Below are 26,784 nucleotides of genomic sequence, written 5' to 3'. Positions count from 1 at the left end.
CGTTTTTTTTATAAATATTCATTTTTGCTTTTTATTAATTATTTATTTTATTTTTTTGATAAATTTTTTAATTTTTTAAAAATATTATACTTTTTTTTGATATTTTTTAATTATTTCTTTATTTTGATTTATTTTTTTAATAATTTTTTCTATTTGGAAATTTTCTATTTTTTTAATTAAAAATTTAAAATGATGTGCTAAAATTATTTGAGTTTTATGTTCTATTTTTTGATATGATGATAAAATATTTTCTGCTGTTTTTTTTATGTTTTTATTTTCTTTTATAATTTCGTTTAAATTTTTTTCTATTTTTTTTAAATAATTATTTAAAATTTTATTTTTCATATTTTCAAATAATTCTCTTATTTCTTTTTCTTGTTTAAAACCTTGTTTTTTTCTTTTTATTTGATAAATTAATTCTTTATTTTTTCGGGCTAAAGCGATAATAATATTTAAAAAAGTAACTAAATAAGGAGGTCTAATAATATACATTTTTTCATATTCTTGAACTTTTTTAATTGGTAAATCATTTTCTTGATCATATTCTAGTTCACTTATTAAAAGGGCGAATTCTAAATTTTTATTTTGACGATCTATATTTAATTTATTAAAATATTGTTCATTTTTTTGTTTTTTTTTAAAAAAATCTATATTTTTTATTTCACTTTTCATTTCTAAAATAGCAGATGTTAAAATTTCATCTTCTTTTTTTTCTTTATTTCTATATAATTTAAATATAAAATCTGCTTTACTACCTTTAATAATTTCGTTATCTTTATGCCAACTTATATCATTTAAAATTAACATTTGATTTTGAATTTCATTATCACACCATTTTTCTAGTTTTTCTCCGATTAATTTATTATTTAAATAACTTCTATTTAGTTTTAATTGATAAATTTCTTGATTTTTTTCATTTTCTAATTTCATTTTATTTTTTTCATGTTCATATATTATTTTTTGTATTTCTAATTTTTTTTGATTTTGAAAATTTTTTAAAGCTTCTTCTTTTTCTTTTTTAAAAAAATCTTCTATTTTTTTTCTTTCTTGATCATGAATATTTTTTTGCACTATATCCATGTTTAGTTTAATGCTTTCTTTTAAATTAATAATATCTCCTTTTTTTGCATTTTCTTGTAATTCTAATTCATATGAATTTTTTATAATTACTTTTATATTATTTTTCATTAATTTTTACCATAAATTATTCTTTTTTTAAAATGATTTATTTATTTATAGGTTTTTTTTAAAGGAACAATTTCGTTAAAATGAAAAATTTCTTTTTCTTTTTTTTCTAGATTAAAATAACCATGCCTCATAAAATGAATTTTTTCTAAATTATTTATTTTTTCTAAAGCACTTTCTACAAAAGATTTTTTTTTAATTAATGAGTTATGATTAAAATTATGAATATCAAAATTATTTTCTTGCATAAATAAAGGTTGAAAAAAGTTAAAAATAGCTTTTTTGGCAGTATTTTTTTCTACAAAATGAATAGTACCGTTAGGTTTTCTTTCGTTAAAACCTGTACCACTTTTAGTTCTTTCATCATATTTAGCTAAAATTTCTATTATATTATCATTATCATCTTTTATTATTTTATAAGCTTTAATAAAATAAGCGTTTAATAGTCTGACTTCTCCATTTAAAAATAATCTTTTATATTTCTCATCTGGTTTATTAATAAAAAAATCTTCTTTTTCGATAAAAATATGTCTGGAGAAAAATATTTTTCTTTCTCCTGAAATAGGATTATGATAAAAAGGAACTTTTAAAAATTCTATTTTATTTTCAGGATAGTTTGAAATTGTAACTTTTAAAGGATTTAAAACAGCCATAGCTTTTTTAGATTTATTTTTTAGATCATTTCTTAAAAAATATTCCATCATTTCTATTTTTACGCTAGTATTATTTTTAGCTACACCAGCTTCCAGAATAAAATTTTTAATAGAATCTGGCGTATAACCTCTTTTTTTTAATCCTGTTAAAGTAGGCATTCTAGGATCATCCCATCCTTTTACTAAAGAAGATTGAACTAATAAATTTAAATTTCTTTTACTTAAACAAGTTTGACTTATATTTAAACGACCAAATTCAATTTGAGTTGGAGGATTTTTAATTTCTGTTTCTCGTAGAATCCAATTATATAAAGGTTTATGATCTTCAAATTCTAAAGAACATAAAGAATGACTTATTTTTTCTATTGCATCTTCCAAAGGGTGAGCATAATCATAAGAAGGAAAAATAAACCAATGTTTGTTTTTTAGTGTAAAATCGTCTAAAATACGATATAAAATAGGATCTCTTAAATTAATATTAGGATTAGACATATCAATTTTAGCTCTTAAGACTTTCGACCCTTTTGTAAAGAAACCTTTTTTCATTTTTTGAAATAAAGCTAAATTTTCTTCCATCGTACGATTTCTGTAAGGAGAATTTTTTCCTTTTTGAACGATATTACCTCTATAAATTTTAATTTCTTCTGTAGTTAAATCATCCACATAAGCTTTATTCTTTTTAATCAGAATTAAAGCTTTTTTATACATTTGTGGAAAATAATCTGAAGCAAAAGTTATTTTTGTTGGTTTATAACCTAACCAAATTATATCTTTTAAAATAGCATCTACATAAATTTGTTTTTCATTTTTAGGATTTGTATCGTCATATCTTAAATATACTTTTCCTTTAAAAAAAAGTGATAATTCAAAATTAATAACAATAGCACGAGCATGCCCTAAATGTAGAAAACCATTCGGTTCTGGAGGAAATCTTAAAATAATTTTATTATATTTTTTTTTGTCTAAATCTTTTTGTATTATAGTTTTGATAAAGTTAGAAATTTTTTTTATATTTTTCATTTTTTTATTTTATCCATTTTTATATATAATTACAATTAATAATTGTTTGAATTATTTTTTTTGAAAATAGATTAAATTTTCAAATTAAAAAAATAATAATTATTTATTTTTTTCATTAAAATAACTATTATTTTTTTAATTTATTTAAAATGAAATTAAAGATAATTGGTTTATTTTAAAAATATAAATTTGCGTTTCCTTTTAAATTATATTTTTTTTGTGCTTTTTGAAAAAATTTATTTTTATAATAAGCAGCAATACCAATCATAGCTGCTTGATCAGTACAATATTCCTTTTTAGGTACTATTATTTCTAAAAAATCTAGATTTTTTAGAAATTTTTTCTTTAAAAATTTATTTGATGCAACTCCACCTACAATTATTAATTGTTTTACAGGAAACTTTTTAAAAGCTCTTTTGGTTTTTTCTAATAAAACATCAACAATACTAGCTTGAAAGGAACAACATATATCATTTATAAATTCTTTATAATTTTGTTTTTGAGAAATAAAATTAATAATTTTACTTTTTAAACCAGAAAAACTAAAATTTAAATTTTTATTTTTTAAATAAGGTCGAACAAAATTATAAACATCTTTTCCTTTTTTAGCTAATTTTTCTATTATAGGACCTCCTGGATATTCTAATTTTAAACTTCTAGCAATTTTATCATAAACTTCTCCTACTGCATCATCTAAAGTATAACCAATATGTTGAATTTTAAAATGATCTTGGATATAAAATAGTTCTGTGTGACCTCCGGAAATAAGAAGTGCTAAATTTGGAAATTTTAATTCATTTTCTTCTATTTGAGCAGAATAAATATGTCCTATTAAATGATTAATACCTATTAAAGGTTTATTGTGAATATAAGCAAATGTATTAGCTGCGTTTATTCCTACAAGCAAAGAACTAATTAAACCAGGTCCTTCTGTAACTGCAACTAGATCAATTTCTTTTTCTTTTATATTAGCTTGTTTTAATGCTTTTTTTAAGATAATAGTGATTGATTCTGAATGTTTTCTAGCGGCTATTTCTGGTACAACTCCACCAAAATTTTTATGATAATGAATTTGAGAAAAAACTATATTTGATAAAATTGTTTTCCCATTTTTTGTTACAGCGACACTAGTTTCATCACAACTTGTTTCAATAGATAAAATATTCATAATGAAAAAGAATCCTTTAATAATTTATTTTTAATTTATATCATAATATTTCGGTTTTAAAAAATGAGGATTAAGTACTTTTTTCATATAAAAAAAAGTTTGTAATAAAGATATTTTTATATTATTTAGATCTAATAATAAATGATTACTAAATCGGTTTAAAACAGAGTTATTATAAATATTTTCGGATAAAATTATTTTATTTTTTTGAAAGCTAATCCCATAATAAAGATTATTATAAGCATATATTTTAGGTGTTATAATATTATTTTTATTAATATGACCACTAGATAAAAGAATTAAACTACTAATTTTGTATAAAGGAATATTTAAACCTATTGATAAAATTTTAGAAGTTAAAACAGCTATACGAATACCTATAAAAGCACCTGGTCCTTGTCCTACGATAATACCATTTAAGTCTTTTAGTTTTATATTATTTTTATGTATTATTTTTTGAATGAAAGGTATTATATTTTCTACAAATTCTTTAGATATAGAAAATTTTATCATATCAATAATTTTATTTTTTGTAGCTAAAATAATTAATTTTGTTTTAATCGAAATATCTAAAATAAGGTATTTTTTTTCTTTATCTTTTATTGATTTAATTTTCATATATCTTTTTTAAGTTGTTATTTTGATAACAGTTTTTTATTCATTTTTTTCTATTAAAATTTTTCTATTCTTAATATCTAGTAAATAAATCTTTATTTTAAAATTCCAGTTTGGAAAAAAAGACAAAATATTTTGAGTAGATTCTACTACTAACATATCACCTAATTCAATATCTTCTGTTAATTCTTCAATGATAGTCAAAATAACATTTCTTTTAAATTGTAATATTTTATATAAATCTAAATGATATAATTGAATATTTTTTCCTGGATAATGTTTTAATAAAAAGAAAGTAGGACTATTAACATTTTTTGTAATGCCTAATTTTTTAGCTATTCCTTTTATAAAAGTAGTTTTACCTGAACCTATACAACCTTCTAATAAAATGATATTTTTTTTTTGTTTGAATTCTTTGTGATTTAAAAAAAAATGAGCAAATTTATAACCTATTTTTTTTGTATCAAATGCAGAGACAGAAATTATAGATAATATTATTTGTTTTTTATATAATTTCATAATGTAATATTTTATTAATATTCTTATTTTAGTTTATTAAAATGATATTTTTTATAAATCAGAAATTTTTTTAATTTTTTCTTTTACAACAACTACATTAACTAATTTTTGGTTATTATCTAAATTAAATAATTTATTTCCTTGAGCTACTTTTGATTTAGTAGTAGAAATTTTATCAATTTCCATTCTTATAACTTTTCCACGATCAGAAATTAATATAAGATCTTCTTGAGGTAAAACTGTTTTTAAGGAAACTAATTTACCATTTTTACTGGTTATTTTTAAAGTTTTTGTTCCTTTTCCTCCTCTTTTTTGTTTTCGATATTCATTAATTTTTGTTTTTTTACCATATCCGAATTCTGTTAAAACTAAAATATCTTGTTCAGGAGTAGAAACTGCGGCTGAACCAATAATATTATCTTCTGATAAAATTCTCATACCTATAATGCCTGTGCTCATACGGGATGTTTTACGAATAGAACTTTCATTAAAACGAATGGCTTTCCCGTTAGAAGCAGCAAGAATAATATCTTGATTTCCAGAAGTTTTTAAAACCGATAATACTTCATCATCATTTTTTAGAACAAATGCTATTTTTCCATTTACTCTTATATTTTCATATTCTTGAATTGCATTTCTTTTTATTAATCCTTTTTTAGTAATCAATACTAAAAAACCTTCTATTTGTTTGAAATTTTTGATACTTGTTAATGAAGTTAAAAATTCACCTTTTTCTAAAGGAATTAAGTTTATCAATGGTATTCCTTTTGATTGTCGAGAAAAAACCGGTATTTGATATCCTTTTAATTGGTATACTTTACCTTTATTAGTGAAAAATAATTGATAATCATGAGTAGAAGTTATAATAAAATGTTCTACAAAATCATCTTCATTTATTGTAATACCAATAACTCCTTTTCCTCCTTTATTTTGCTTTTTATAAGTATTCAAATTCAAACGTTTAGCATAACCTTTGTTAGTAACAGTGATCAGAATATGTTCTTCTTCTATTAAATCTTCATTTGGTATATCTAAAATTTCTTGTTTTTTATTAATTATAGTTTTTCTTTTATCTTGAAATTTTTTTTTAATTTCTAATAATTCTTTTTTTAATATTTTTTCTTTTTTATTCTGAGAATTGATTATACTTTCGTATTCAGCAATTTTACTAATAAGAATTTGTTCTTCTTTTTTAATTTTTTCTATTTCTAAATTTGTAATTTTTTGCAAACTCATTTCTAAAATAGCTTTACTTTGTATTTCATCAAAATTATATTTTTTTATTAATTTTTCTTTTGCATTTGGAATATTTTCAGATTTTTTAATTAATTCTATAGCATTATCTATATCATTTAAAACTATTACGGAAGCTTCAATCAAGTGTTTTTTATCTGCAGCTTTTTTTAATTCAAATTTTTTTTGCCTATTGATAACTTCAATTCTGAAAAGAAAAAACTCTTGAATAATTTTTTTTAAATTAACTATTTGCGGAATACCATTAACTAAAGCTATCATGTTAAAGTTATAAGAAATATGAATTTGAGAATGTTTATATAAATTATTTAAAAAAACTTTTGGATTAACATCTTTCCTTAGATCTATAACAATTCTAATTCCTTTTTTATTAGAAGATTCATCTCTCAAATCGGTAATACCATCAATAATTTTTTCTTTAGCTAAAAAAGCAATTCTTTCGATAATACTTGTTTTTTTAATTTGATAAGGAATTTCAGTAATAATAACGGAATATCTATTTTTTTCAGATTTAATAATATCTGTTTTAGCTCTAATATAAATTTTTCCTCTTCCGGTTTCATAAGCTTCTTTTAAGTTATCAGAACCTAAAATTTCTCCACCAGTTGGAAAATCAGGACCTTTTATATATTTCATGATTTCTGTAATTGTGATATTTTTATTTTCTATATATGCTAATACAGCATCTATTACTTCTCCTAAGTTATGAGATGGAATATTAGTAGCCATGCCAACAGCAATACCAGAACAACCATTGATTAGTAAATTAGGGAAACTAGTAGGTAAAATTATTGGTTCTTTTTCACTATTATCATAATTATTAACAAAATCAATTGTATTTTGTTCTATCTCCTTAATCATTTCCATTGCTATTTTAGACATTCTTACTTCTGTATAACGCATAGCAGCAGCAGCATCTCCATCTATAGAACCAAAATTACCATGTCCATCTACTAAAGGATAACGATAATTAAAATTTTGTGCCATTCTTACCATTGCTTCATATATACTACTATCACCATGCGGATGAAATTTACCCATTACATCGCCCACAATTCTTGCCGCTTTTTTATAACTGGAATGATTATAAACTCCTAATTCTTTCATTCCGTATAAAATTCTTCTTTGAACAGGTTTTAAACCATCTTTAATTTCTGGTAAAGCTCTGGATACAATTACACTCATAGCATAACTTAAAAAAGATTTTTCCATTTCTGTTTTGATATCTATTTTCTTAATAAATCCGCAATTATTCAGAAATTTATTGTCTCCATTTTTTAAATAAATTTCTTTGGATTTTTGTTTTGTTTTTGTTTTATTTGACATAATTATCGCCTTATACTGATTCTATTTTAAAATATTTTTTTTATTAAACATCTAAATCTGCATATATTGCATTTTCTTTAATAAAATCTCTTCTTGTAGAAACTTCTTCCCCCATTAACATATTAAAAGTTTTATCTGCTTCTACTATATCTTCTAAAGTTACTTGTAATAGAGTTCTTTTTTCAGGATTCATTGTAGTCTCCCAAAGTTGTTCTGGATTCATTTCACCTAATCCTTTATATCTTTGTAAGTAAATTTTATTTTTATTGTTTTCAATAAATTCTTTAAGTTTTTGTTCGTTATATATATAATTAGTTTTTTTATTACTTTGAATTTTATATAAAGGAGGTTGAGCAAAATAAACAAATCCGTTTTCAATGAGAGGTTTTAGGTTTCTAAAAAAGAAAGTCAACAGCAGAGTTCTGATGTGAGCTCCATCAACATCTGCATCAGTCATTATAATAATACGATGATATCTTAATTTTTGTAAGTTAAATTCTTTATCGATTCCTGTACCAATAGCTTGTATGAGAGAAATAATTTCATTATTGCTTAAAACTTTTTCTAAACGAGATTTTTCTACATTTATAATTTTGCCTCTCAAAGGTAAAATTGCTTGATATTTTGAATCTCTTCCTTGTTTAGCTGAACCACCTGCTGAATCTCCTTCGACAATATAAAGTTCTGATAAAGAAGGTTCTTTTATGTAACAATCAGCTAATTTTGAAGCAAAACCAAATGAATCTAAAGGTGTTTTTCTACGTGTTATTTCACGTGCTCTTTTAGCAGCTATTCTTGCTTTTATAGCTAATAAACATTTTTCAACAATTTTTTTAGCTTCTTTAGGATTTTCTAATAAATATCTTTCAAAATTTTCTCCAAATGATTTAGAAATAACTTGTTTAACTTCTGTATTACCTAATTTAGTTTTTGTTTGTCCTTCGAATATAGGATTACCATATTTTAAAGAAATAATAGCAGTAATACCTTCTAAAGTATCTTCGCTAATAAAGTTATTAATATCTTTCTTTAGAAAATTTTTTTCTTTTGCATATTTATTTAATATTCGATTTAACGCCATTTTAAAACCTTCTTCATGAGTTCCTCCTTCGAAGGTATGAATATTATTAACAAAAGAATAAATATGTGTTGAATAATTTTCAGAATATTGAAAAGATATTTCAAAGTAAATATCAGATATTTTACTTTCTTGATAAAATTCTGTACCAATGTTTTTTTTGTTTTCGTTTAAATATTTAAGATATTCTTTAATACCTCCTTCATAACAAAAATTAAAATATTTTTTCGGTTCTGTTCTTGTGTCAATGACTTTTAATTTTATATTTTTGTTTAAGAAAGCTAATTGTTGAATTCTGTTTTTTATAATGTCTAATTTATAGACAAAATTATCCATTTCTTTAAAAATTTCATTATCAGGTAAAAAAGTTATAATAGTTCCTGTTTTTTCAGTATTATCTTTGATTTGTAAAGAAGTTATAGGTATTCCTTTTTCATATTTTTGAAAATACACTTTATTGTTTAAATGTATTTCTACTTGAAACCACTTGGATAAAGCATTTACAACAGAAGCACCTACTCCATGTAATCCTCCAGAAAATTGATAAGAATTATTATTGAATTTCCCTCCTGCGTGCAAAGTAGTTAAAATTGTTTCTACGGCTGGTTTTTTAGTTTTAGGATGTATTCCTACAGGAATCCCTCTACCATTATCAGATACACGAATTATATTATTTGGAAAAATTTCTATAATAATTTCATTTGCGAATCCAGCTAATGCTTCATCTATAGAATTATCTACTATTTCCCAAATTAAATGATATAACCCTTTTTCAGAAGTAGAACCTATATACATACCTGGTCTTATTCTGACAGCTTCTAAACCTTCTAAAATTTCAATACTTTCAGCATTATAATCATTTTTTTTAATCATTTATTTAATGAATATTCTCCTTTATAATTATGTTTTTACACTAGTAACTAAAATTTTATTTAACTAAATATCATATTTAAATTTGAAATATTGTTTTTATTTAATTTTATTTTATAAATTATGATAATTTTTATAAAAAATTTAAATTTTTCTAATATTTTAATAAAAAAAATTTATACCAGTCATTATAACATAAAATAATATTTTTGAATTTTTTGGTTAATTTAATTTTTCATATTATTGCGAAATATAAATTTTTTTAATATTTTTTGATATTATTTTATTATTATTAAAACAAAATTGAAAATAGTTTAAAATTAAAAATAATTTAGAGTGTTATTATATTGAATTTTGATAGAAATTATTTTTAATTTATTTTAATTATAATGAAATATTAATTTTAAATCTTAAAAAAATGATCTTATTGTAAATATTTGTATAAATAAAAAAAATTTAATTAAAAAAATATTAGGAAAAAGTATTTATATTTTTCTATTTCGATAAATTTATTATTTGATTAAATTTGTATTGAATGTCTTTAAATTATGGTTTTAGTTTATAAATATATAATTTTAAAATTTAGTTTTGTTTATATTTTTTAATTTGTAAAATTATGCATTGTATCATTTTCTTAATTTAATTTATAGTTGCTAATTTAATTTAGTGAAAAAATATTAAACTTTATTATATTTTATTAGTTTTTTATTTAATTTTTCTTTTGTATCTTACAATCTTATAATATCATATAAATAAATGTTTATTATATTATTATTTTATCTATTATAATTGTTATGTTATATTATCATAGATATTTTTATAATTTTTTTTTAATCTTTTAAAGTGTAATTTATTTCTAATATTCGTATAGAATATTAATAATTTGATTTAAATTTACGATAACTAAAGAAATTGAAGAATTAAGATAATAAAACTGTATTAAAATTTAATTTAGAAAATTTATAAAATAGAGTAAAATTTTATTTATAATTTTTTTAAAAAAATTAATTTTAAAAAATAAATAAAATTTATTTAAATTTTTTTTAATAAAATTATAGGAAAAAAAGATGCAAATTAAAAAAGTTAATAATGATTTTTTACAATTTAAATTTCGTTTGTATAACGAAGAATTTGAAAATTATTTATGTTATGCTTTTGAAAAAGTTAAAGATAAAATTGAAATCAAGGGTTTTCGTAAGGGTTTTGTTACTAGATCTATTTTTAAAAAAAAAATTGGAGATCAAAAACTTTATAAAGATGCTTTAGAAATTTTAATAAAAAAAAAATCAGAAGAGATCATAAAGAATAAAAAAAAATTTATGGTTATGGGTCAACCTAAATTAGTGAGTTGTAATATAGAAGATTTGAAAAAAAAAGATTTTTTTGATTTTGCTTTAGAATTTTTTCTTAAACCTGAAGTTATCTTGTGTAACTATAAAGATATCAAAGTGACTTTTTTTGATAATATTTCTATTAGAGAAAAAGAAATACAAATTAAAATTAATGATATTATTAAACAAAATACTTTTAAAAATTTTAAACCACAATATTTATCTTTAGAAAAAAATGATTTAGCTATTTTTGATTTAAGTATTTTTTTGGATGAAAAAAAAAGTATCAAACATAGCGAGATTAGTGATTTTTCTTTAGAAATAGGTAATAATCAATTTATTATGGGTTTTGATGATGGAGTAATAGGTATGAAAGTCAAAGAAAATAGAATTTTTTCTTTAATTATTCCGGATAATTTTTATGATCAATCCATAGCTTCTAAGAAGATTTTTTTTGAAGTTTTTTTAAAAAGTATAAAAATTAAAGAAGAGTTTAACTTAAATGATGAATTTATTAAAAGTTTAAAAATACCACGTATTTTTACAATTAGTGATTTAAAAAAAGAAATTAAAAAAAAGTTAGAATTAGATCAGCAAAATAAAATTCGTCAAAAACAAGAAAAGGAAATTTTAGATTTCTTAGTTAAAAATTCTTTTTTAAAAATAAACGAAAACTTAATTATTTATGAAATAGAAGATTTAAAAAAAAATTTTAACCAAGAATTAAATAAAAATAATTTAAATATAGAAAAATATTTAAATATTTATAAAATAAATATGGAAGAATTTGAACAAAGAATTAGAAAACAAGCTATAAGGAATATCAAAATTGATTTAATATTAGAAGAAATAATTGAAAAAGAAAATATAAAAGTTTTACCCACAGAATTAGATTATTATTCTCAAGAAATGAGTTTTAGTTATAATATATCTGTTGATCAAATAAAAAAAAATTTTTTTTTAATGGAAGATATAAAAAAAAATATTTTAAAAAGTAAAATAATAGATTTTTTAATAAAAAATTCTATTGAAAAAAATAAAGAAAATATACAGTTGGAAAAAATATAGAAAAAAAATAAAAAAAACATAAACAAGTATGTGAATATGTTTTTTTATTTTTTGCTTGAATATTGTCCAAATATCTTTAGATGAAATTTAATTTATTGTATAATATATATAATAAGTGATAATTGTAGATTTTATTTTGAATTGTTGAAAAAATAAGGATGTATATAAAATATGGAAGATAAAAAAAAAATAGATTTAGAAGCTATTCCTAAAGAATTACCTTCTATTATTGTAAGAGATGTTGTACCAATCCCTTTCAATGATCTAAGAATTGAAATAGGTCGTTCTTTTTCAGTTAATGCTTTGAAGTTAGCTGAAAAAAACAAATGCCCTTATATTGTTATTTTATTACAAAAAGATTTTTTAAAAGATGATCCAAAAATATCTGATATAGAACAATATGGCGTTTTATCAAAAATTTTAGTTTCTATAAAAATAGATGATGATCTTTATAAAGTGAAATTACGTATTATCAAAAGAGTTAAAGTTCAAAAAATTATTAAGGATAATCATCTTTATTTAACTCAATATAAAAACGTTTCTACTTTATTTGGCGATTTACAAGAAGAAAAAGCTTTGATTAAATTAATATTACAACAAATATCTAGTAATGTTAATCAACTTTTATTAATTTCTGAAAATGCTTTTTTAGAACAAGTAAAAAACGGAGTTACTACTGAAAAAGCTGCAGATTTGATTATTTTTTCATTAAAAATCGAAGAAAAAAATAAATATAAGTATCTAAAAGAAACTAATTTAAATAAAAGATTATTGTATATTCTGCAAGATATACAATTTAGAACTGAAATTATAGAATTAGAAAATAAAATCAATTCAGAAGTTAAAAAAAGTATTGATGAAAATCAAAAAGAATTTTATTTAAGAGAAAAAATACGTGCTATTCAAAATGAATTAGGAGATAGAGTTAAAAAAGAAGAAGAAATAGAAGAATTAAGAAAAAAAATTAATTGTTCTAAAATGCCTAGTAATATAAAAACAAAAGCTTTGCAAGAATTATCGCGTTATCAAAGTATTTCCTCAGCTATTGCAGATTCTTTCGTTATTAGAAGTTATTTAGATTTTTTAATCGCTTTGCCTTGGGGAAAAAATAGCAAAGATATTAATGATTTAGAAAAAATTCAATTTATTTTAGAAAAAAATCATTATGGTTTGAAAAAAGCTAAAGAACGTATTATAGAATATGCTGCTGTAAAAATTATGACTAAAACAAATCCACAAACTATTATTTGTTTGGTAGGGCCTCCTGGGGTTGGTAAAACTACTTTAGCTATTTCAATTGCAGAAGCTTTAGGTCGAAAGTTTGTTAAACAATCTTTAGGTGGTTTACAAGAAGAAAGTGAAATTAGAGGACATAGAAGAACTTACGTAGGAGCTATGCCCGGTCGTATCTTAAGTGGTTTGAAAGATGTAGGAGTTATGAATCCTGTTTTTTTATTAGATGAGATAGATAAATTAGTTAATAATTTTCAACATGATCCTGCTTCTTCTTTATTAGAAGTATTAGATCCTAAACAAAATAAAAATTTTGTGGATCTTTATCTTTCTGAACCTTTTGATTTATCAAAAGTTTTATTTGTTACAACTGCTAATGATTTGAGTAATATTTCTGAACCATTAAAAGATCGTTTAGAAATTATAGAATTAAATTCATATACAGAACAAGATAAATTATCCATTGCTAAAAAATATTTATTGCCTAAATTATTAAAAGAACACGGTCTTAAAGATGAGTTTTTTTCGATTGATGATCAAACTTTAATGTATATTATTAGACATTATACTAAAGAAGCCGGAGTTAGAAATTTAAATAAACAAATAGCTAATTTGATAAGAAAAACAGTAAAAGATATTTTAATTAATAAAACTAAGAAAATAGAAATAAGTACAAACAATATTGAAAAATTTTTAGGAAAAATTATTTATCAACATTTGTTGTCTTCTTCTAAAAATCAAATAGGAGTTGTGAATGGATTAGCTTATACTGCTTTTGGTGGTGATATTTTACCTGTGGAAGTAACTTATTATAAAGGAAGTGGAAAATTAGTTCTTACTGGTCATTTGGGTAAGGTTTTAGAAGAAAGTGCTATAACTGCTTTTAGTTTTTTAAAATCAAATGCCAAAAAGTTAGGTATAAAATATGAAGTTTTTAACTCAAACGATTTTCATATTCATTTTTTAGAAGGTGCTATTCCTAAAGATGGTCCTTCAGCTGGTATAACGATAGCCACTTCTATTTTTTCTGCTATTAAAGGAAAATTTGTTCGTAGAGAAATAGGAATGACAGGAGAAATTACTTTAAGGGGTTCTGTTTTACCTATTGGTGGTTTAAAGGAAAAAGCTATTGCTGCTAATAGAAGCGGTTTGAGTACTATTTTTATTCCTAAAGATAATATTAAAGATATAGATGATATACCTGAAGAAGTACGAAATAAATTGGAAATTATTGCAATAGAAAATGCTAAAGATCTTTTTTTGAAGGCTTTAGTTATTCCGAAAGGAGATATGTACAATAATGTGGTATAATATCTTTTTATTTAAAACAAATTTTTGGTTATATATGGATTGTATTTTAATTATTTTATTTATTTTATTTTCTTCTGAAAAAAGTGTTATAGATATGTTTGCTGAAAAATATGGTAATTATGTTATACCAAAATCTGAAATTTATTTAAATTTTTTAATATTATTTTTGGTTGTTATGCTTTTTTTACATTCTTATGTAAATTTAAAAATAAATTTTTTATAGTTTTTTTTAATTTTTTTATTTCATTATTACTTATGTTATAATTATTTAAGATTTTTTTATATTTTAGTTTGTTAATATATTTGTTAATGTATTTATTTGTATTTAGGAAAATAAATTTTTGATATTTAATAAATAAAATTATTGAGTAAATAAGAATTAAGTAAATCAAATAAAATTAAATAGGAGGTTGATCAATAAATATAATGACTAAAGTTTTTATTAAAGAAGGAGAAAATTTAGACGATACTTTGCGTCGTTTTAGGCGAGAAGTTTCAAGATCAGGTATTTTAGCTCAATATCGAAGTAAAGAATATTATATTAAACCCAGCGTAGCGAGAAAAGCTCGTATAAAAAATAATATGAAAAAGAGAAAAAAATTTATTTTAAAAGGTAAAAAAACACATAAATAAAATTTAATAATATTGATTAATAGTAAAAAAAGCAACCTAATAATATAAAAATTAAAAAAAGTTGCTTTTATTTTTTATTTTTTTTATTAAATTATTCAAAGTTAATTTTTTTTATTTTTTATTAATAAATATTAAGGAGTAATAATAAAAAAATTTTAGTGAATATCAAAATACATAATCAAACTAAAATTAAAATTAATTTTTTAAAAAAAAAATTATTTAAAGTTTTTAATTATATTAAAGATAGTAAAAAAATGCATATTATTTTTATTAAAAATAATAAAATGAAAAAAATGAATTATTATTATAGAAAAAAAAAATATTCTACAGATATTTTGACATTTATTAATGAAATAAAAGATGATTCTTTAGGAGATATTTTTATTTCACTTGTTAAAGCTTCGCAACAAGCTAAAAAATATAATAATAGTTTAATTAAAGAAGTGTGTTTTTTAACTCTACACGGTTATCTACATTTAAAAGGTTATACAGATAATACCGAAGATAATTTAAAAAAAATGGTTAAAGTACAAAAACAGGTATTAAATAGATTTTTTGTTAATAAAAATAAAGAGGTTAAATATATTGTTTAAATCAGGTTTTATTTCTATTATCGGAGAAGTGAATGTAGGCAAATCTACTTTATTAAATAATATTTTAGAAAAAAAAGTTTCTATTACAAGTATTAAATCAGGTACTACTATAAGACAAATTATGGGTATTTATAATCAAAAAAAATATCAACTAGTTTTTATTGATAATCCAGGAATAATTTTTTTTAAAAAAAAAATTATTTTTCCAAAACAACAAAATTCATTATCTTTAAATTATATTCAGGAATTAGATATTATTTTATTTATGGTTGATAGAGAATATAAACCGGAAGATCAGGTAGTTTTGAACATTTTAAAAAAATATAATAAAAAAATTTTTTTATTAATTAATAAAATTGACTCTTTTCGAAAAAAAATATTTATTGATAAAATTATTATTAGTTTTTTAAAAAATTTTTATTTTGATGAAATAATTCCTTTGTCATGTCATTTAAAACAAAATTTTCATATTTTAATACAAAAAATTTTGTTATATTTAAAAGAAAAACCACCTTATTTTTCTCAAAATATTTTAACTAATCTGACTCAAGAAGAATTAATATCAGATTTTGTAAGAGAAAAAATTCTTTGTTATATTAATCAAGAAATTCCACATTATTGTAATGTTTTAGTAGATAATATTAATTTTAATAAATGTTTAAATTTAACTGATATTTCTGTTTTAGTTTTAGTCAAAAAAAATAGTCAAAAAAAAATTATTATTGGAACAAAAGGACAGAAAATAAAAAAAATTAGAATCCAATCACAAAAAAATATTAGTAAAATTTTTCAAACAAAAGTTTCTCTTAATTTGTGGGTTAAAGTAGAAAAGAAAATATTTTTATAATTAAAAAAAATTATATTTTATATTATTTCATATTGAATATAAAAAATAAAATAATATCTTAATTTATGATTAATTTTAGATAATTAATATTTTTTTCAATTTTATTATATTAAGTTTAATATACTCATTTTAATATAATTTGTAATTTTTATTTATTTAATCAAATAAAAAAAGGAATAACATGATATCTTTAAAAGAAATAATTGTTTTTGCAAAAAAAAATGGTTTTGTTTTTGCAGGAAGTGAAATTTATGGAGGTTTAGCTAATAGTTTTGATTATGGTCCTTTAGGTAGTTTATTAAAACAAAATATTAAAAAAGCTTGGATTAAAAAATTTATTCAGGAAAGTGAATTTAATATTTTATTAGATAGTTCTATTTTATTAAATTCAAAAATTTTAGAAGCTTCCGGCCATTTAAACTTTTTTATGGATTTATTAGCGGAAAATAAAGATAATAATAAACGTTATAGAGTTGATCATTTAATTAAGGAACATGATGTTAATATAAACATTAATAATTTGAGTTATCAACAAATGACAGAATATTTAATTAAAAATAAAATTTTAGGAACTAAAAATTGGGCTTCAGTAAAAGAATTCAATTTATTATTTCAAACTCATCAAGGAGTTATTAAAGAAAATTCTTCTTCTATATATTTGAGACCAGAAACTTGCCAAGGCATTTTTATAAATTTTAAAAATATTTTAAATACTACGAGACGAAAAATACCTTTTGGAGTAGGTCAAATTGGGAAATCTTTTCGTAACGAGATTACTCCGGGTAATTTTATATTTAGAACTTTTGAATTTGAACAAATGGAATTAGAATTTTTTTGTGAACCTTCTCAATATCAAAAATGGTTTTTGTTTTGGCAAGAATATATTTATCAGTTTCTTTTAAATTTAGGTTTTGATAAAAGTAAAATAGATTTTAGAGAAAATAAAGTTACAGAATTAAGTCATTATTCTAATAAAACCACTGATATTTTATTTCATTTTCCTTGGGGTTTTGATGAATTATGGGGAATTGCTTCTAGAACAGACTTTGATTTAAAAACTCATCAAGAATATTCTGGAAAAGATTTAAAATATTTTGATGAAGTGAATAAACAAAAATTTTGGCCTTTTGTTATTGAACCTTCTGTAGGAGTAGAAAGATTATTTTTAGCTATTATCGTTAATTCTTTATGTAATGAAAAAATTAAAGAAAATGATTATCGAATAGTATTAAAAATTCATCCTTTTTTAGCTCCATATAAATTAGCTATTTTGCCGTTAATTAAAAAGAAACATAGTGTTAAAGCTCAAGAAATAAGAAAAAAGATATGTTATTTTTTTGAAATTGATTATGATGAAAATAAAAGTATTGGTAAAAGATACAGAAGACAAGATATGATAGGCACACCTTTTTGTTGTACAATAGATGATCAAACTTTAATAGATAATACAGTTACCATCAGAAATAGAGATACATTTTCTCAAGATAGAATCAATATAGAGGAAATCAAAAATTATATAGAAGAAAAAATTATTTTTTAATATTTGGAAATATTAAAAAATAATTTATTAAGTAAATAATAATAATTTATAAATAAATATAAAAAAATGAATAAAAAATTGATTAAAGAGATTAATAACCAAATTTCTATTGTAGAATTAGTAACCAAATGTGGTATTTTTTTGAAAAAAACAGGTAAAAATTTTATGGGTTTATGTCCTTTTCATGTGGAAAAAACCCCTTCTTTTTCTGTATCTCCTGAAAAAAATATTGCTTTATGTATGTCTTGTTTAAATGGTGGCGCTCCTTTTAAATTTTATCAGCAGTTAAAAAAAATTTCTATTGATGAAACTATTAAGGAATTATCACAGAAATTTAATTTAAAATTATCTTTTTTGAAAGTTAATGATTATCCAAAAAATCCTTTATATGTTATTTTAAAAGATACTTGTGAATATTATTGTAATTCTTTAAGATCTTTTTTTCGTTATGATATTCAAAATAGTTTATTAAAAAACCCAAAAAAATATCAAAATATAGATTTAAAAAAAATATTAAGAATGGATATTCAGCATTCTTTAATTGCATATTTACAAGAAAGAAAGTTAAATTTTGATCTTATTAAAGAATTTCAATTAGGTTTTGCAGGTTCTCATTATAATTCTCTTCTTAAATACTTGTTAGAAGTCAAAAAACATAATTTAAAAGATTTAGTAAAATTAAGTTTGGTGAAAAAAAAAGAAAATTCTGATGAATATTATGATTTTTTTAGAAATAGGTTTATTTTACCTTTAACTAATTTTAAAGGTCAAATTGTTGGTTTTGTAGGACGTTTAATTGAAGAAAATAAAAAAAATCAAACAAAATATTTATTTAATTCTGAAACTGTTTTATTTAAAAAGAGTAACTTATTATATCGTTTTTTTGAACATTATAAATTTATAAAAGAAAAAGAGGAAATTATTTTATGCGAAGGTTTTTTTGATGTTATTTCTTTATTTAAAATTCAACAAAAAAACGTTATTGCTACAATGGGAACTCAAATAACTAAACAACAAATTGATCTTTTAAAATCACTAACTAATAATGTTTTAATTTTTTTTGATGGTGATGATTCTGGTCAAGAAGCTTCTTTAAAAATATCAAAAATACTTAATCAAAACAGTTTTAAGGTAAGTATATTATTTTTACCTCATAATATAGACCCTGATCAATATATTAATTTTAGTGAAAATTATGATAATTTTCATTCTTTTAAAAAAAATAATATTAAAGATTTTATATTTTATAATATAGAAAAATTGCAAGAATGCGGCAAAGATATAAATAATATTAAAAAAGAAATTTATAATTTGCTAAAATTTCATAATCATAAGAATCAAGAATATTATCAAAAAGAAATTTATTCTAAATATCAAATTTATGTTGATTTAAATAATTATAGTTTAAATATTTTTTCTAATAATAATTTTTATTTACCTAATCCTATTTTGTATATAGATAAAAAAATTAAAAATATTATTAAAAATAATGTTACTTTTCATGAAATAGATATAATTAATGATATTTTATTAAATAGAGAATATATTGATTTTATTAGACATGATATTGTTCAATATATTTCTAATCCTGTTATTATAGAAATTATTGATAAAGTAAAAGAATATTATGATATTTATGCTTCTGAACAAGAAATTAATAATGGTATCAATATAGAAAATTTTATTAAAATTTATAATAATTTTTTAAATAAAATTGATTCTTATTTTTCAATTTATGATTTATTATTAGATATTCAACAAAGTTTCTTTTTTAAAAAAAAGAAAAGAATTACTAATCAAGAAGATTTAAAAATTTTTTATTTTCAATTGAAAATTAATAATATTTATCACGAAATAGAAAAAATTAAAAAAGAAAGAAAAAAAATTATTGATAAAAAAAATTTTTTTTCTCAAAATAATAATAAAGAAAAATTCAAAGAGTTAACTATAAATATTAAAAAAAAAGAAGAAGAAATACAGAATAAAAAAAAAGAAATAGAAAAAATTAAAGACGAAATAAGAGTTTATTATAATATGAAAAATATTCAGGAATAATTTAAAATTAGATATTAAAAAAAATATATTTTTGAAAAAATAAAAAAGGGTAAAAAAATATGAATTTAAGAATATTTCAACAAAAAATGTATAAAAAAAATTATTTATTATTGGATAATATAGAAGAAAAAGAAAATATTTTATTTTTTAATAATAAACTTAAAAAAAATTTAAAATTAATTAATATTTTTTATAAAAACAAAAATATTTTTAATAAAGAAATTATTGATTTTTTTGCATCTTTTGATAAAAAAAAAATAAATAAAAATGTTAAATCTAACAATATTATTAAAGATCAAAACAATATAAAAAAAGAAGATAATTTGTTAATTGATGATGAAATTAATTCTTTAGATATTAAAAGTAAAGAAGAAGAAAAATTAGAAAATTTGAACTTAGAAAAAATTTCCAACTTTATTAAAGTTGATGATCCAGTTAAAATGTATTTAAAAGAAATCGGACAAATACCTTTATTAACCTTAGAAGAAGAAAAAGAAAAATCTAAAATGGTTTATGATGGTTTAAAAGCTAAAGAACAATTAGAAAAGCATAAAAATAAAGAAATTATTTTAAGTGAAGAAGAAATTAAAAAAAATAAAAAAATAATAGAAATAGCTCATTTGGCAAAAAGTAAATTAGTTGAAGCTAATTATCGATTAGTAGTTTCTATAGCGAAGCGTTATATAGGGAGAAAAATATTATTTTTAGATTTGATTCAAGAAGGTAATATGGGTTTAATGAGAGCTATTGATAAGTTCGATTATACTAAAGGTTTTAAAATGTCTACTTATGCTACTTGGTGGATAAGACAAGCTATTACTAGAGCGGTAGCAGATCAGGCTAGAACTATTAGAATTCCTGTTCATATTATTGAAACTATGAATAAAATTTCTCGTTGTAGGGGTAAATTAACTCAGGATTTATCTAGAAAAGCTGAAAATAAAGAAGTAGCTGCTAAAATGAATATTGATACAAAACAAATTACTGATATTCAAATGATAGAAAAAGAAACTATTTCCTTAGAATCTTCTGTTAGAGAGGAAGATGATTCTTCTTTAGGAGATTTTATTCATGATCCTAATGCTATTTCTCCGCATGATTATATGTTACAAGAAACATTAAAAAAAACTTTAGATGAATCTTTAGAAGAAGTTCTTACTGATAGAGAAGAACAAGTTTTAAAAATGCGTTATGGTCTTTTAGATGGACATATTTATACTTTAGAAGAAATAGGGAATAAGTTCGGTGTCACTAGAGAGAGAATTCGTCAAATAGAATCAAAAGCCTTAAGACGATTGAGATCTCCTTCTAGACAAAATAAATTAAGAATGTTATATAACAATATTAATAAAAAATGAAAAGAATTAATTTTATTGTTAGTTTTTTAAAAGGATATGATATAGTTTTAGATATTGGTTCAGATCATGGTTTGATTCTAAAAAAAGCTTTTGATTTAAGGTATATTAAAAAAGCTATTGCTACTGATATTCGTATTAAACCATTAGAACAGGCTAAAAAAACATTAATTAAATATCCTGTTGTTTTTTATTTATCAGATGGTTTTGAAAATATTAAAGATGTTTATTTTGATTTAGTTTTGATTTGTGGAATGGGACCACATACAATTATAAATATATTAAAAAAATCATCTTTTTTTCAAAAACATTTTCTATTAGGATGTCAAGGAAAAATTAATTATTTAGTAGATTGGTTATTAAAAAATAATTTTTATATTTGGAAATCTTATGAAATTTTTGATAAATTTCCTTATTTATTTTTGAAAGTAATTCAACAAAAAAAATAAAAATTGTTAATATTATTTAAATTATTGGTATAATAGATTGAAAAAAAAAAGATTTAAAGTATAATATTACTATGTAAAGCAGGCCTTTTTTTGATCAAAGTTTGTTTTTAATAAAAAAGTTTGAGTAGCTCAGCTGGACAGAGCAACAGCGGGCGGAAAAGATGCCTAATATTTTGTGATCTAACCACTCACACACAATGATAATTTGTGACAATGTATGGTTGGTTATTTGGTAAGAAATGAAAAATAATTAAAGCAAACCATAAAAATGAAGTACGGACGAAGTAGTTTAGTCTAAGGGACTTTGTGAATTGAATTGACTTATGGATAACCTCTGAAATGAGGCTAAGGGAAAAAATGGAGTAAACTCTGAACTATCAGAAAACTACAGATGTCTGATATTCTAGTACCTATAAGGCTGGCTGTTGCATTATAGGATTATCAACATAAAAATCTAGAATCCTACCGTGCAAAATAGTAAAAATTTACTTAAATAGAAAAAGATTTAAGAGAATATGTCACGGTTATCCTGCCTAAAAGTCAAAAGGTAAATATATAGAGTAACTTTCATCCTCCTAAACTTTAGTAATGAGGCAAGGAGAAAGCAGAATCAGAGTAGTCGAAGGAAATTAAAAGTTAACGTTGAAATATGCTAGCGGACTGACCTTCCAAGGCAAAGGGGAAAGCCCTTTACAAGGCGAAAGATGAAGTTTTAATTATTAGTTGAATAAAAAAATATTAAATAAAGATACAATAATAGAAAATAGTCAGTAGATAGAGACGATATATCAAGTAATTAAATATTTTAAATAATTTATTTATTTTTTTATTTTATTATATAGATCAAATTTTGTTTATCTTTATTAAAAAGAATATAGTTTCTTAGTTAGATCTAACAAAGAAATTAAAAAAGTAAAAATCAAATAGTAAAATATTAGTAAAAAATATTATAAAAATAATAATTAATTTAACCGCCGGATGCTTGGAAACTTGCTTGTCCGGTGGTGTGGGAGGCTTAATTGTAATGAAATACTTAAGAAGAAAAAACGCAATAATTCTATCCCAATCTTCTAAGCTGTCGGTCGGGGGTTCGAATCCCTCCTCAAACGCCATTTATGTTTTTTAAAAATATCAAAAAATTAAATAGGTTTATAAAATTTTTTTATTTTTTAATAAAATAAAGTAGTATATAAATAAGGTGATTAAGTATTATTTTATATAATTTTATTTTATTTGAAAATCAAAAAAAGGAGAATATAAAAAAAATGGCTGTCCCTTTCAGAAGAACTAGTAAAACGGCAAAAAGAAAAAGACGTACACATTATAAATTAACCAAACCTACTTTAATAAAATGTCCAATAACTAATAATTTTACCCTACCTCATCGTATAACACGTAATAGTGGTTACTATAAAGGGAAATTAATTTTAAAAAATAAAAAAAAAGATAATGAAAATGTTTAAAATTATTGAAATTATCTTTTTTTATTTTAAAATACAGATTAAATATTTTGTTAAAAAAGGAATATAATTTTTATGAAGATATTAACTTCTGATCAAATTAGGAAAATATGGATAGATTTTTTTGTAAAAAATAAACATCATAAAGAAAATTCTTTTTCTTTAATACCTAAATATGATTCTAGTTTGTTATGGATTAACGCTGGTATTACTCCTTTGAAAAAATATTTTAGTGGTATAGAAAAAGTTTCTTTTCGTAAAATAGTTAATATACAAAAATGTTTAAGAACTAATGATATTGATAATATCGGTAATACAGCTATTCATCATACTTTTTTTGAAATGATGGGTAATTTTTCTATAGGAGATTATTTTAAAAAAGAGGCTATTGATTTTGCTTATGAGTTATTAGTTTCAAAAAAATGGTTTTCTATTCCGCTTGAAAAATTATATATTACTTATTTTATAGATGATCAAGAAACTTATTTTTTGTGGTTAAAAAAAGGAGTTAATAAAAAAAATTTAATACCTTTGAAAACAAATTTTTGGAATATTGGGGAAGGTCCTTGCGGACCTTGTACAGAAATTTTTTTTGATCGTGGTTCTAAATATGATCATAGAGAACATGAGTTAATTTATGAGGGTATTACGAATAATCGTTTTATAGAAATTTGGAATATTGTATTTTCCCAATACAATTGCACAAATAGTTATATTCAAAAAGATTATAAAGAACTTCCGAATAAGAATATTGATACAGGCGCTGGATTAGAACGATTATCATGTATTTTTCAAAAAACTGATACTAATTTTGAGACAGATCTTTTTTTTCCTATAATAAGACAAATTTCTCTTTTGAGTAATTGTAAATATGAAGGACAAAAAACTTTTAAAATAATCGCAGATCATATAAAAGCTTTAGTTTTTTGTATTAATGATGGAGCTATTTTTTCTAATTTAGGTAGAGGATATGTTTTAAAAAGAATTTTAAGAAGAGCATTTCAAAATGGAAAAAAAATAGGTTTCACAGAACCTTTTTTATTTAAATTAGTTGCTTCTGTTATTAATACGATGAAAAATGCTTATTCTGAATTACAAGAAAAAGAAAAGTTAATTAAAGAAATTATTCAAGAAGAAGAAAAAAAATTTTTATTTCATTTACAAAATAGCGAAAAAATGTTTTTCAAATTAGTAAAAAATAACGAACTTTCAGGAGAAAATTTTTTTAAACTTTATGATACTTTTGGTTTCCCTAAAGAAGATATTTTAGAATTTTCTGAAAATAATAATATTAAAACAGATTTAATAGGTTTTGAATTTTTTTTAAAAAAACAGAGAGATTTATCTCGTAATTTAATTAAAGAAAACAAAAATAATTTTTCATTAAAGGAAAACTTTTTATTTTCCAATTGGGAATTTAAAAGTGAATTTATAGGTTATGATCAATTTGAAACCAAAACAAAAGTGTTGAAAGTTTGTGAAAAAGGAATTATTTTAAAAAAAACTCCTTTCTATGCTATGATGGGGGGTCAAACTTCAGATGAAGGCACCATTAATGGTATTTTTGTCCAAAAAGTAATTAAATTATCTAATGGAATATTTGTACATAAAGTAGAAGAAAAAAATATTTTTTATGAAGGTCAAGAAGTTTTTGCTAAAATTGATATTCAAAAAAGATTAAAAAAATCCATTAATCATACAGCTACTCATCTTTTATTAGAATCCTTAAAAATTATTTTAGGAAAACATGTTCAACAACAAGGTTCATTTATAGATAATGAAATATTAAGATTTGATTTTAATCATTATAAAATTCTTTCTTTTGAAGAATTAATTCAAATCGAAGATCAAATTAATTTGTGGATTAATAAAAATTATTCTGTTTTAATTAAAAAAGTTCTTTTTAAAGATTTAAAAAAAATTAATAATAATATTATAAATAATGAAAATTTTTTCAAAAATAAAGATTTTTATAATCAAGAGTTTGTGAGAATAGTTAGTATTTCAAATATTTCTTCACAATTGTGCGGAGGAACACATGTTTCTAATACTAAAAAAATACAAAAATTTGCTATTGTTAATTATAAAATTATTGGCTCAGGAATACATAGAATTGAAGCTTCAACAGGAGAAAATATAAAAGATATTTTAATACAAAAAATTGAAAGTTTTTATTTAGAAAAAAAACAAATTTTAAAAAAGATTCAAAAAATAAAAGATTTTGTTTTGGAAAAAAATAATTTTATTTTTTATGAAAATATAGAATTTGATGATAATTTATCCGATTCAGTTCCTAATAGTTATCGTTATATACAAAATTATAAAAGTAATTTAATTATTTTAAGAAAAAAATTAGTAAAATTAGAAAAAGAGTTTTTAAAAATTAAAAATAAAGAAATTTTAGAACAGGTTTCTAAATTAATTCCTTCTCAAATTGAAAAAGAAATGTTAATATTTATTAAGAAAAAAGATTTCGATAATCATATGCTTAAAACTGTATTAGAATATTTATTTAATAAATTAAGTATAAATTTTTTGTGTTTATGTCAAAAAAGAGAAAAAAAACTTTTTTTTATATGCAAAAGTAAAACAATTAATATAGAAAAGTTTATGAAAAAAATTAAAAATGATTTTAATGTTAAAGGCGGGGGAAATTTAAATTTTTGTCAAGGGATAATTGAAGATTGTACTAAAATAAATGAATTTTTATCATTTTGGAGAAATTTTTTATGAAGGAAAAAAAAACTTTTTTAGGATTAGATTTAGGTGAAAAAACATTAGGTGTTGCTATTTCGGAATTTGGTATTATTGCTTGTAATTTAAAAACTATATATTTTTCACCTTATAAATATGAAGAATTATGGAAACCTTTAGAAAAAATTATTAAAAATTTTAAGGTAAAAATTGTTGTTTTAGGTTTTCCTAAGCATATGAATAATGATTTAGGTATTAAAGCACAAATTAGTTTATATTTTAAAAAAAAAATGAATTTTTTATTTAATTCAGTTCAAGTGGTTTTGTGGGATGAACGTTTGTCGACCAAACAATCGATACAAATATTGTTACAAAATAAAAGAAATAGAAAAAAAAGATTAAAATTAAAAAATGAAATATCAGCTGTAGTTATTTTACAAAATTTTTTAAATTATTATCAAAATAATTATTATATAGGTAAAGAATGATTTTTTTATTTTATATAATATATTTAATTCAGTTTATTT

The 26,784-nt window shown here is 20.9% G+C and carries 20 protein-coding genes; 13 read left to right on the top strand and 7 right to left on the bottom strand.

What is annotated here, in order from left to right; all coding sequences use genetic code 11:
• Window positions 1-84: 84 nt before the first annotated feature.
• The 7 genes from DH96_RS00950 to gyrB form a co-directional block, all read right to left on the bottom strand.
• Window positions 85-1,188, bottom strand: a complete 1,104-nt coding sequence (locus DH96_RS00950) for a DUF2130 domain-containing protein (RefSeq protein ID WP_066540089.1) — start codon at window positions 1,186-1,188, stop codon at window positions 85-87.
• A gap of 41 nt (window positions 1,189-1,229) precedes the next feature.
• A complete protein-coding gene (gene glnS / locus DH96_RS00945) occupies window positions 1,230-2,858 on the bottom strand; it encodes a glutamine--tRNA ligase (RefSeq protein WP_066540087.1) in 1,629 nt (542 codons plus the stop codon).
• A gap of 175 nt (window positions 2,859-3,033) precedes the next feature.
• Window positions 3,034-4,026 carry a tRNA (adenosine(37)-N6)-threonylcarbamoyltransferase complex transferase subunit TsaD gene (gene tsaD / locus DH96_RS00940; protein ID WP_066540084.1) on the bottom strand — a complete coding sequence of 331 codons (993 nt, stop codon included), beginning with the start codon at window positions 4,024-4,026 and terminating at the stop codon, window positions 3,034-3,036.
• A gap of 30 nt (window positions 4,027-4,056) precedes the next feature.
• Window positions 4,057-4,644, bottom strand: coding sequence for a tRNA (adenosine(37)-N6)-threonylcarbamoyltransferase complex dimerization subunit type 1 TsaB (gene tsaB, locus DH96_RS00935; protein ID WP_066540081.1), 588 nt, complete (start codon window positions 4,642-4,644; stop codon window positions 4,057-4,059).
• A gap of 36 nt (window positions 4,645-4,680) precedes the next feature.
• The gene (tsaE, locus tag DH96_RS00930; RefSeq protein ID WP_066540079.1) at window positions 4,681-5,160 is read right to left on the bottom strand and encodes a tRNA (adenosine(37)-N6)-threonylcarbamoyltransferase complex ATPase subunit type 1 TsaE; all 480 of its coding nucleotides are present in this window, start codon (window positions 5,158-5,160) and stop codon (window positions 4,681-4,683) included.
• A gap of 51 nt (window positions 5,161-5,211) precedes the next feature.
• Window positions 5,212-7,740 (bottom strand): DNA gyrase subunit A, encoded by a 2,529-nt coding sequence (gene gyrA, locus DH96_RS00925; protein ID WP_066540077.1) that lies wholly within the window; start codon window positions 7,738-7,740, stop codon window positions 5,212-5,214.
• A 43-nt stretch (window positions 7,741-7,783) separates the two neighbouring features.
• The gene (gene gyrB / locus DH96_RS00920; RefSeq protein ID WP_066540075.1) at window positions 7,784-9,691 is read right to left on the bottom strand and encodes a DNA topoisomerase (ATP-hydrolyzing) subunit B; all 1,908 of its coding nucleotides are present in this window, start codon (window positions 9,689-9,691) and stop codon (window positions 7,784-7,786) included.
• Between the two features lie 1,064 nt (window positions 9,692-10,755).
• On the opposite strand from gyrB, the gene tig reads away from it, so the two are divergent.
• The 13 genes from tig (at window position 10,756) to ruvX (ending at window position 26,745) form a co-directional block, all read left to right on the top strand.
• Window positions 10,756-12,087 carry a trigger factor gene (gene tig, locus DH96_RS00915; RefSeq protein ID WP_066540074.1) on the top strand — a complete coding sequence of 444 codons (1,332 nt, stop codon included), beginning with the start codon at window positions 10,756-10,758 and terminating at the stop codon, window positions 12,085-12,087.
• 171 nt (window positions 12,088-12,258) lie between these two features.
• Window positions 12,259-14,631 carry an endopeptidase La gene (gene lon, locus DH96_RS00910; RefSeq protein WP_066540072.1) on the top strand — a complete coding sequence of 791 codons (2,373 nt, stop codon included), beginning with the start codon at window positions 12,259-12,261 and terminating at the stop codon, window positions 14,629-14,631.
• The gene (locus tag DH96_RS00905) at window positions 14,621-14,854 is read left to right on the top strand and encodes a hypothetical protein (RefSeq protein WP_066540069.1); all 234 of its coding nucleotides are present in this window, start codon (window positions 14,621-14,623) and stop codon (window positions 14,852-14,854) included. The genes lon and DH96_RS00905 overlap by 11 nt, the downstream gene beginning before the upstream one ends.
• A 203-nt stretch (window positions 14,855-15,057) precedes the next feature.
• On the top strand, window positions 15,058-15,264 hold the full coding sequence (gene rpsU, locus DH96_RS00900) for a 30S ribosomal protein S21 (RefSeq protein WP_066540066.1): 207 nt from the start codon (window positions 15,058-15,060) through the stop codon (window positions 15,262-15,264).
• 158 nt (window positions 15,265-15,422) lie between these two features.
• Entirely contained in the window at window positions 15,423-15,857 is a 435-nt protein-coding gene (gene ybeY / locus DH96_RS00895) for an rRNA maturation RNase YbeY (protein ID WP_083515898.1), read from the top strand.
• Window positions 15,850-16,704 carry a GTPase Era gene (era, locus tag DH96_RS00890; protein ID WP_066540063.1) on the top strand — a complete coding sequence of 285 codons (855 nt, stop codon included), beginning with the start codon at window positions 15,850-15,852 and terminating at the stop codon, window positions 16,702-16,704. The genes ybeY and era overlap by 8 nt, the downstream gene beginning before the upstream one ends.
• A 181-nt stretch (window positions 16,705-16,885) precedes the next feature.
• Window positions 16,886-18,244, top strand: a complete 1,359-nt coding sequence (locus tag DH96_RS00885; protein WP_066540055.1) for a glycine--tRNA ligase — start codon at window positions 16,886-16,888, stop codon at window positions 18,242-18,244.
• Window positions 18,245-18,310: 66 nt separating this feature from the next.
• Window positions 18,311-20,299: a DNA primase gene (gene dnaG, locus DH96_RS00880; protein WP_066540052.1), complete on the top strand. Its 1,989-nt coding sequence runs from the start codon at window positions 18,311-18,313 to the stop codon at window positions 20,297-20,299.
• Window positions 20,300-20,358: 59 nt separating this feature from the next.
• Entirely contained in the window at window positions 20,359-21,657 is a 1,299-nt protein-coding gene (locus tag DH96_RS00875) for a sigma-70 family RNA polymerase sigma factor (RefSeq protein ID WP_066540050.1), read from the top strand.
• Window positions 21,654-22,103, top strand: a complete 450-nt coding sequence (locus tag DH96_RS00870; RefSeq protein WP_066540048.1) for a tRNA (adenine(22)-N(1))-methyltransferase TrmK — start codon at window positions 21,654-21,656, stop codon at window positions 22,101-22,103. The genes DH96_RS00875 and DH96_RS00870 overlap by 4 nt, the downstream gene beginning before the upstream one ends.
• A 1,265-nt stretch (window positions 22,104-23,368) precedes the next feature.
• Window positions 23,369-23,566 (top strand): 50S ribosomal protein L32, encoded by a 198-nt coding sequence (gene rpmF / locus DH96_RS00865; RefSeq protein WP_066540046.1) that lies wholly within the window; start codon window positions 23,369-23,371, stop codon window positions 23,564-23,566.
• A 72-nt stretch (window positions 23,567-23,638) separates the two neighbouring features.
• Entirely contained in the window at window positions 23,639-26,296 is a 2,658-nt protein-coding gene (gene alaS / locus DH96_RS00860; protein WP_066540045.1) for an alanine--tRNA ligase, read from the top strand.
• Window positions 26,293-26,745 carry a Holliday junction resolvase RuvX gene (gene ruvX, locus DH96_RS00855; RefSeq protein WP_066540044.1) on the top strand — a complete coding sequence of 151 codons (453 nt, stop codon included), beginning with the start codon at window positions 26,293-26,295 and terminating at the stop codon, window positions 26,743-26,745. Before alaS ends, ruvX begins: the two co-directional genes overlap by 4 nt.
• Window positions 26,746-26,784 lie beyond the last annotated feature (39 nt).

It is taken from the genome of Candidatus Phytoplasma oryzae (genome assembly GCF_003263355.1).
Taxonomy (GTDB): Bacteria; Bacillota_I; Bacilli_A; order Acholeplasmatales; family Acholeplasmataceae; genus Phytoplasma; species Phytoplasma oryzae_B.
Note: the sequence above shows the minus strand (reverse complement) of the source record. Positions and strands in the feature narration are given on the sequence as shown.